Annotated in this window: 8 protein-coding genes; all 8 read right to left on the bottom strand. The window is 42.9% G+C overall.

The annotated features are described in order from the left end of the window. Positions 1-201 precede the first annotated feature (201 nt). The 8 genes from ASV53_RS20780 to ASV53_RS20745 are packed head-to-tail and all read right to left on the bottom strand — an operon-like array spanning position 202 to position 8,489. Positions 202-837, bottom strand: a complete 636-nt coding sequence (locus ASV53_RS20780) for a hypothetical protein (protein WP_094958503.1) — start codon at positions 835-837, stop codon at positions 202-204. Positions 838-851: 14 nt separating this feature from the next. Next, entirely contained in the window at positions 852-2,168 is a 1,317-nt protein-coding gene (locus tag ASV53_RS20775; protein WP_094958502.1) for a transglycosylase SLT domain-containing protein, read from the bottom strand. 24 nt (positions 2,169-2,192) lie between these two features. After that, positions 2,193-2,954: a hypothetical protein gene (locus tag ASV53_RS20770; RefSeq protein ID WP_094958501.1), complete on the bottom strand. Its 762-nt coding sequence runs from the start codon at positions 2,952-2,954 to the stop codon at positions 2,193-2,195. Further along, the gene (locus ASV53_RS20765) at positions 2,944-4,245 is read right to left on the bottom strand and encodes a hypothetical protein (RefSeq protein WP_094958500.1); all 1,302 of its coding nucleotides are present in this window, start codon (positions 4,243-4,245) and stop codon (positions 2,944-2,946) included. The genes ASV53_RS20770 and ASV53_RS20765 overlap by 11 nt, the downstream gene beginning before the upstream one ends. Positions 4,246-4,268: 23 nt before the next feature. After that, entirely contained in the window at positions 4,269-5,669 is a 1,401-nt protein-coding gene (locus ASV53_RS20760) for a hypothetical protein (RefSeq protein WP_094958499.1), read from the bottom strand. Next, a complete protein-coding gene (locus tag ASV53_RS20755; RefSeq protein WP_094958498.1) occupies positions 5,651-6,829 on the bottom strand; it encodes a hypothetical protein in 1,179 nt (392 codons plus the stop codon). The genes ASV53_RS20760 and ASV53_RS20755 overlap by 19 nt, the downstream gene beginning before the upstream one ends. Further along, the gene (locus ASV53_RS20750; protein WP_094958497.1) at positions 6,829-7,545 is read right to left on the bottom strand and encodes a hypothetical protein; all 717 of its coding nucleotides are present in this window, start codon (positions 7,543-7,545) and stop codon (positions 6,829-6,831) included. Before ASV53_RS20750 ends, ASV53_RS20755 begins: the two co-directional genes overlap by 1 nt. Positions 7,546-7,556: 11 nt before the next feature. After that, the gene (locus tag ASV53_RS20745) at positions 7,557-8,489 is read right to left on the bottom strand and encodes a hypothetical protein (protein WP_239928871.1); all 933 of its coding nucleotides are present in this window, start codon (positions 8,487-8,489) and stop codon (positions 7,557-7,559) included. Positions 8,490-8,856 lie beyond the last annotated feature (367 nt).

Below are 8,856 nucleotides of genomic sequence, written 5' to 3'. Positions count from 1 at the left end.
ATATAACAAGTAGTTAGTTATATTTATTTGATGTTATATCAAGTGCATATCGAGAGTGCTGTAACAAGATCTTCGTAAAGATTGACGAAAAGATATAGAAGATAAATAACGATAGGATTGAGAGGAAAATTGCGGTAATAAATAGAAAAAGCTGACTAAGCGGCTTTTCCTATTTAAGGGGGGAGAGGAACAACGGAAATGTTATGCCTTCGCGGGTGCTAGGTCATTGTTTGTTGTTTCGTCATTGGCTAACGTTTTTACTTGTTGTTCTAGTTCAGCCGTTGTTTTTTGGCTCATGAATTCTTTATACAACGCAGCTTTATCCGAAGGGTCGATCGGGCCTGAGCTGTTTACCATATTGGTGAAGGCTTTTTCAGATTCCACCTTAGGGATAGTCACAAGCGAGCAAACTTGTGGCACGCCTGCAATATTGACGATCTTCACTTTCTCGATTTGACTCTTTTGCAGTGACACGCTGGTAATTTGCTTAGCTATTTGCTCGAAAGAGGTGCCTGTCGATGTTTCGCCCGATGCACTATCCATCTTCTGGTAGGTCTTCTCAAGCACGTTAGCTTTAAGATCCATGTTTTGTGCTAGTGCATTACGGGTTAATGACACGGCATGGTTACGATCAACCGAGAAGTTACCGGTGTATTTCACACAGTTTGACGCCGCGAAACCATTCGCCGAGCTTGGGTTTAGCACCCACTCAGGGATGTCAGCAACGTTTGCCACTACATTGGTCGCAGGTGCTGTAGCTGTATTATTGGATTCTTGTGTTGCACAACCTGTCATTAGCGTTGCGATCACTGCCGCGTATAAGACATTCTTTTTCATATTCTGCTCTTATTTTAAATCATCGAGTAAGATGGTGGCTGTTGGTAGTTTTGTACTTGTTTATTAACTTTCTTTAGGTAGTTACGTGTTTCTTCGTAAGGAAGATTGGTAATTAGCTGCTGGTACACCTGCTTTGATGTCATGGTGTTAATTTTTTTCACTGCAGCCCTGACACTTCGCTCACCGAAGGCTTTAGCCACATTACCTGAGCCTGTGTTGTAGGCTGCAATCACGCTGTACATCGAACTTTTTGGATCTTTGATGCCGCGTAAGTAACGATCTTGCAAGATGCTTAAATACGCAGCGCCAGTTTCAATATTGGTCTTCGGATCATAAAGCTCACTGGCACGCATAGGCTTATTTTTGCCACGATAAAGTTTGTTAACATCATGGCCTGCGCTTGTTGGGACAATCTGCATTAAGCCATAAGCTGGTACATGGGATTTCGCTTTCGGATTAAAGTGAGACTCTGTGTGCATGATGGCGAGCACTAAAGGTACTGGAATCTCGTGCTTCTCACTTTCTTGAGTAATGTACGGCATGTAGCGATTAGCACGGTTTGATACCGCCGTTTCAGGGATGCGAACTTGATACGACACGAGCTTCATTGGGGTTTGTTTAAATGCTGATTGCGTTTGACGAAATTCTTGTTCGGCTCTAGCAATCCGCTGGTTTTCATTCGCTATCATGGCCTTTTTTTCAGCGGCTATGATTTGTGCTTTCTGCTGCTCATCAGCGATGACAGTGTCTTGTTCGACGTAGATATCAAGCTGACTCATTTGGCGTTCTGTCTGAGCCTTTATCGCTTGTTTTACTGTATCTAGCTCTGCTTGCTTAATCGCAACTTCAGTCACTTCTATTTCTTGTGCTGAAGCGGGTTCAACATGTTTCACTAGGCCTACAGTTTCGAATAGCTCAGTGTTATCTTCGATAATTTGATTGATCATCGCGGATTTATCTGGGTTTTCAGCGGCATTTTCGTGCAGCTTATAGCTGATCGTGACGTCACCGCTAGCGAGATCAACCACAGTGCGTGCTTGTTGTGTTTGATCATAGATAACAATGGTATCTTGAGACGGTGTTTTGGTATCGCCCCAACTGGTCATTGACGCTTTATTTTGTTTATCCCACTCTGCCAGATTGGCCATCTGCCATGCATTAAATTCACGAATATGCTCGGCGTACCACAGATTAAACTCGTCGGTATGATCCGCCGATAACTGATTAACTTCCTGATCTAATTCCGCAAAAGGGTCATTAGCGTGAGCACCACCTACAAGTATTAGGTTGATGCTAAGGGCTAACAAACCTTGTCGAAGTGTTATCAACATAAGTAGTCCTTGTAGAGGTGAGGCTTAGAAATAAGATGACAAATCATCGGCAGAGTTTTCTTCTTCTAATGCGATGGCATCGTCAATTTGTAATGACAAGTGCTGACAAGCAGCACTTTGGCAATGGGCGATCAATTGTTTACTCGTCCCTAAGTCGCCAAGATCTTTTTGCCAATGGGCTAGCCACAACGTGATGGTGTCTGTTTTAACTTTCGAAATATCAACGTATTGATCAAAGTAGGCTTGCGCTTTGGACTGATCTTGCTGGCTTAAAACTAGGGTGATTAAGCTCGCAGCATCCATGGATACCTGAGGCTCTTTCATTAAATATGGTAATAGTGTTTTTAGTTGGCTGTTCTGCTGCGTTGAGTAATAAGCGATGGCGTAACTTAATGCAGTGGCTTGTAAGTTGGAGGCTTTACCAGTATCTGTTATACGCGCAGAGCAAGAAGCTTGTTTTTTACTAACGTCGAAAAAGGAAAGGTCAGTTAACTCATAGCTTAAATTAGTCACTGGCCAGCTTGAAAAGGGCTTTTCAATCAGATTGTTAGCGATTAATTTATTTTCATATTCAGCACGAAGCGGTAATGCTAAGCCGCGGCGACAGAGCGTTTTTATTTGTTTGGTTGTGCTGTGACTTTTCCGTGCGGCATGCACAGTGTAAATCGGGCTTTCGCCTTCTACTTGGTACCTCGTTCCGGCAAACTCCCATTGACTGCTGGTGGTTGCCATTACTGGCAGGCTAAAAAAGCCTGCCAGTAATAATGCTCTGTGATTACAGATCATTGACGCTGCTCACTTGGCCTGACGGACCTTGTGAATTAGTGCCACTATTGTTTAACCCACCTTGTGAATTAATTTTGTGGCTGGTACCCGCTTGCTGACCTTCGCGTACACGTTTTTTATTTTCAGCTGCTGCTTTTGTTGCTACCGCTTCCAGTGATGGTGCGTAAATCGCGACCGCTAGCATCCAATCGCCATCGCTTGATTTGAAGTTTTTCACTGATACGCCCGGTGGCACTTTACCTTGTGCGATCGTTTTGTAAGAGTCCGTTTGTTTAAATTGATTTATGAACTCGTGCTTGGTTTCACCAAGGGCTGTGACTTGTTTTGGATCTAGCGTGTCTGGGTGGTAGTTAAATTGATTATTCTCTTCAGATTGCATTTCATCCGAGCTACCTTCCCAGAAGACTTTATCACCCTGCATGGTTGCGATTAACGCGTTACGTGCTTTAGTTTGTGACTGAGATTTCGCCGCCGACAACAGTTTACGCTGCACGTTTTTATTGCTGTTGGTACGAATAATGGAAGAGCCAAAGCCCATTACATAAGACTCGCCTGAATCTGGGTTAGTGATCACTTTCGCACCAACAGGGGGCATGATTCCTGATTGCAAGTCATTGATAATTTGCTTGAAGATAACGTTTGGTGCTGTTGTTTGCGTTAGAGCGCCAACTTGGCGTTTGGTCTGTTCACGTGTTTTAGGCGTTGAAATTAAGCTAACACGAACAAATTGTTCCTCAGGATCGTCATACACATCAAATGTTACGTAACCTGCAATAGCGCCACTTACTGATTCAGAACAGTTATCAGCCATTGCGCTTGCGGTATTTGCTAAACTGTCTGTGCCACTGTCGATCATATCCATTGATGCATCAACAACAGTTTCACACTGGTTCTGCATGCCTTCTAGGTTTTCAACCAGTTGTTTTTTAGCAATTTGTAATGCTGTCATGTAAGCCGCACGCTTTGATAGCAAGGTAGCATTACGGTTTTCATAAAGGTTATAGCTACCAGAACCCGTTGATAAAATACCGATGCCAGAGCTGACAGCAATCATTTTTACGCCATCACCTTCTTCTTCAATCAGACTTTGGTGAGCGACTAATACTGCGGCTTTGGGATCTTCAGCAACAATAATATCACCGACCTCTTTCACTGCAGAAGTATCAACAGCCTGAGCTTCTGCTGCAGGAGCGGTTGCTGGCACTAGGTCGTTGAGATCAAAATCAACGTTGGCATGCGCTGAGCTAAATGCTGTCGCTAGTACGAGCGACAATAATGTTTTTTTAAACATGAAAAATCCTATTGGGGTGACGCTTAAAGTACTCTGATTTGGTATTCGTTAAGTACATTAAGTTTCGAACGGTAGTTTGGCTGATGGATACGCAACGTGGGTTCAATGTATTGGGCTAAATCACTGGCATCGTTGAGCGATCTTAGTTGGATAACGATATTGCCAGCCTGTTGGCTTAATTTAATATCGGAAACCCCGTTCATAGCGCCAATTAAACGATAAAGTTGACCCTGTTTACCTGCGGCTTTTTTAGAAAAAATAAGCTCACGAATAGGTCCACCACGGCTAGCCATTGTTTGTACCGACGTATGAAGTTGGCGTTTTAGTGCAATCTGATTAGCTTCTACTGCAAGGTGAACGGCGGCGAGTTCATTGAGCATGCCTGCTTTGTTCGGTAGCGTCATGAAGGTCGGATCGTTGTGCCAACTGCCATAGCGGTTGCCTGCGCGATCGAGCACGGTTGCCGCAAGATCAAGCTGAAGGCCAGAAGGTGTTACTTTTTGGGTTTCTTTTACATCAAGAATGACACTGGACTGCGCTGGGTTTGAAGCAAGATCAAAGCCCATATCAGCGAGTGCATTTGAAAATGTGGTTTTTACGATTGGGAGCTGTGCATCAACATAGATAGAAGGTTGGCCGAGGCTTTTGATCAATCTTGTTATTTTCTCTTCCATCTTTTGACGCTCGACAGACACATCAAGCGTGATGGTGACTGAGCCGTTGGGATTTTTCTGATAAGAAATTTCATTCCAACTGGAAATCATGCCTTGAGATTGCATCGAGAGTGACTGCGTTGCGATTTCTTGTAAGTTGAAATCATCGCTGCTTTCTGTCGCTGACATGGCAGAGTAAGACTGCTGCATGTAGCCAGATTTGACCATCACACCAAGCACTTGGCTGATTGCACGTTTGAAAGCATCTTGTTCTGCAGCTTGTCTGGCACTTAGAGCGTTTTTAGTGCTTTTGTTACCTTCACCGATAACCACAACTGAGACAACCGGTGAGTCATCCCACTCGATTCCGTCATTATTATTGGCAAAACCCGCATCGAGTGCAGGAGTCAGACGCACAGTAACACAGGTATCATCCCCTTGAATTTCAGGTGCACTGAAATCTGCATGGATATTGCCTGCTGCAATACCTGTTAGCAGTAAGTCTCGGTTTTGTTGATCAAATTGGTCGTCAATTAAAGCACTATCTTCAGTCGAAAAAGAAACCGAGACTTCACCTTGTAAAAACAAGCGAAGATTATTTAAACCATCAGCTTTTGCTGACTCAATGGCCATTGCTCCTCGACCATATGCACAGCCTTGTTCAACAAGAGCCAGCGTAGGCTGGCTCTTATCTAATTCCAATGCAGGAACGGACATACATACAAATAAGGTACTAATGGCAAAGCTTTTGCTTAACCTTTTGCCGCCCATGTACTACGTTCCTTCATAAACTCCATTGGTACACCAACACTTACAGCGAAGATGCGACGTTGGCGATCTGGGCGATAAATCCCTTTCTCTGCAATGTCTTTCACTTCATCTGCTGTGCTGCTGTCTTTCCAACGAACAATTTTGCCTTGGGCACTTTGTTGGCTCGGGTTAACGGTAGCAACACCAATTGGCTCAACAAAACCTGCGCTGTATTCAAATACCACCATGGTTTCATTAGGCAATACGCCTGCATTTTGGCCACGGTCTAATGAAATACGATCGCCTTTGATACCCATAACTTGAGCAGTAGCTGGCATTTCCTTAAGCAGACGCGTCAACATAATATCGAAACCGCGTGATGACATTTCATTAAGAACGGCATCAACATCTTTACCACTGGTGTAATTGAAACCGCGGTAGTAGTCGCCGTTCGCAATCACTGTGGTGTAGCTGTCTTTGTCACGTACATCGAAGTTAGAAACGCGGATCTTACCGATATTCGGGTAGCTCAATTTTTCACGGGTGTATGGGTCAATCACACCTGTCGTCATTTCCATCGATGTTTGGAATAAAGACTGGGTTGAACCAAACAACATATCCGCTGTTTTGAGTACGTCGACTTTCATGATGTAATCAGTCGATAACTTACCGCGACTACCCGCTTTTTTTGCTACGTTTACAGCACCTTCATCTGCCAGGATCTCTTCCATTGCAGCGTTAACAGAAGCTGTGTCGCGCGTCAGAATACGGAAGCGATTGACGCCCGCAAACTGGTTTTCTAAGGTGTTTTCTAACGCTTTAGTTTGGAATTTGCCAATGCTTGAATGCATAGAATTGAAAACATCAGCAGACTTGCCTTGAAGGTTTTCATTCACATCCGTTTTCACATCACCAAAATACAAACGAATTGTTTTTTTTGCGAGTGGGCAGCGAGTATCTTTCTCTTCTGCTTCATAGGTGCAGAACTGAAGACCCTGAGTATTGAAGTACGCTGGTACTTCAATATCTTCACTGCTAAATTCGTGTGCTGATTTGCCGATAATCAGCGATGAATTTCCCGCATTGCTTTCTACTGAATACGTTTGGCTGCCTTGATTGCTCTGACAACCAGCTAACGCAATTGCAGCTGTCACTAAACCGGCAATTCGAGAAAACTTCATTATGATTTCACTTTGTCAGCAACAACTTTGTCTAGGTTCTCAAGCTGTTCGATTGTGTTTTTATCCATTGAGATCAATGAGTTTGCATCTAGCGCTAGGATAGAGCGAGCTTCCATCTCATGGTAAGCTTCAACAACGGGTACTTTTTTCTCTTCACTTGCTTCATCTGCTTGCTCGTTTGAGATAGCCGCTAGCATGCTAGTCATTGCACCACCTGCAGAATCTTGCGCTAGTGCTGCTGCATTTTGAGTTGCGATGATCGTTAACTCAGCAGCTTGAAGTGCGATATCTGTAGCAAGTTTTACGTTTTTCTTGAAGATTGCGTCAGACGCTTTTTTGTAAGCTTCTACTTGCGGTGCAATCTTCTTATTCGTTGGCTTACCTGCATCGAACTCGTTCATTGCAACACGTAGCTCTTCGTCAGACTTCTCTGCGTTCACCGCTAAGAAACCAGCAACATCACCGTGCTTAGAAGCAAGCGTACGGTAGTCATTAAACACTGAACATTGACGTTCTTGCAGTGACACCATCACTTTTGATGCTTTATCAACGGCGAATGATACAGGCGTGAACTCTTTACCTAGTTCTTTACAGTTCTGAGTCAGTTCCTTGCTTGCCGCTTCACGGTCTACGGTGGCTGATTCCATTCCTGGGATTGATGAACAACCAGCCAGAACGGATACGACTAAACCTGCAAGGATTGTTTTCTTTAGCATTTTGAGCGCCTTTAATTCAAGAGTGTGTAAATAGAATTTTTATTGAGTTGTGCTGTTATTTTTGTATGAGCGGCATCAAGTGCTTGCTCTTTACTGGTCGAAGACTGTCCTATCTCCGATAAAATCTTTTGGCTAACCACCACATTAGGGTTTCTAGCTTCAAAGACTTGCAAAATTAGGTCTTGTTTGGCGATGAAAGTATTGTTCTGTCGGCCTTTTCTTACATTCCCTTTGACATAAATAATGATGTCGCCTTGTGAAGCAGCCCCAATTTTTTGAGTTAGTAATGCTTTTAATTGCGATGAGTACATGTCGGAAGCAGAGCGAATAGAGATACTGATGTTTTGAACACGGTCAATCGTATTACGCTCGAGTACTATTTGCTGTTCATTAAATGTTTCCGCTACATCATTATTTAACGATGACAAAACTAAAATTGACTGGTGACTATTGCTCAATAAGGTTTGGGCTTTGTTGGTGAATACCGCGCTTTTCCAGTCGTTATTTTGGTAAGTTATATATTGTTGAACGAGCTGGTGTTGCTTATTAATATCACGAGATAATTGGTCAACCCATATATCTTTGTTGACTCTGAATTGGTAGTTACATCCGAAATCATCACATTGTGACTTCATCGCTTCCATATTTTGTACGCTGATAGGTAGCGTAGTGATATTAGATTCAAGCGAATAATAACTATCAACATCACTATTATTTTTTACTTGTCTATTTTTTTCAGACACATCCACAGTGCTGTAAATTCTCAAAGCTAATTGCTGCTTTGCATCTGTCGCTGCTTGCGACTCGGTTTTTCCATAGCCCTCGATATATAAGTAGGGCTGAGCTAAAACCGGCACCGATATGCTAACTAGGCATGCGATGACAAGCGGTTTGAATATTGAATTAGTTACGAGCACGTGACGTCCACCAAAATTTTGTGGCATCACGCTACAGAATTAGTTCTTCCTATTCAATAAGCTACAGATATGACTTAAAGACGTGGATATGCGTTTTTATGCATTTTTCTAGTGGTAAAGTGTGATGTTAATCCAAAATGTCAAGATTTCGACTTGCATGAACCCCTTGGTATTAGCGGTATTCTAGGCACTCTTGCTGGGTATGAATGGATGCTGTCAAAATAATGACAGCGCCGTATTATGTGAATAAATAAGTTATATTTAATTTTAATGATTATTTGTAATTGTGATCTTGTACAGGTTGTGATGCTTTTGTTTAATACGGTTTGCTTATAAATAACTCAATTATGCAGAATGTAATATTTAAAATTCAACGAGGGGAGCTGGATATTAT

Source organism: Photobacterium sanguinicancri, from assembly GCF_002265265.1.
Taxonomy (GTDB): Bacteria; Pseudomonadota; Gammaproteobacteria; order Enterobacterales; family Vibrionaceae; genus Photobacterium; species Photobacterium sanguinicancri.
This window is presented reverse-complemented; position numbering and strand designations above follow the sequence as displayed.

What these genes read in the sequence shown, in the direction of transcription:
- ASV53_RS20780 (WP_094958503.1), bottom strand. Translation starts at nt 837, where the DNA reads ATGAAAAAGAATGTCTTATACGCGGCAGTGATCGCAACGCTAATGACA.
- ASV53_RS20775 (WP_094958502.1), bottom strand. Translation starts at nt 2,168, where the DNA reads ATGTTGATAACACTTCGACAAGGTTTGTTAGCCCTTAGCATCAACCTA.
- ASV53_RS20770 (WP_094958501.1), bottom strand. Translation starts at nt 2,954, where the DNA reads ATGATCTGTAATCACAGAGCATTATTACTGGCAGGCTTTTTTAGCCTG.
- ASV53_RS20765 (WP_094958500.1), bottom strand. Translation starts at nt 4,245, where the DNA reads ATGTTTAAAAAAACATTATTGTCGCTCGTACTAGCGACAGCATTTAGC.
- ASV53_RS20760 (WP_094958499.1), bottom strand. Translation starts at nt 5,669, where the DNA reads ATGGGCGGCAAAAGGTTAAGCAAAAGCTTTGCCATTAGTACCTTATTT.
- ASV53_RS20755 (WP_094958498.1), bottom strand. Translation starts at nt 6,829, where the DNA reads ATGAAGTTTTCTCGAATTGCCGGTTTAGTGACAGCTGCAATTGCGTTA.
- ASV53_RS20750 (WP_094958497.1), bottom strand. Translation starts at nt 7,545, where the DNA reads ATGCTAAAGAAAACAATCCTTGCAGGTTTAGTCGTATCCGTTCTGGCT.
- ASV53_RS20745 (WP_239928871.1), bottom strand. Translation starts at nt 8,489, where the DNA reads ATGCCACAAAATTTTGGTGGACGTCACGTGCTCGTAACTAATTCAATA.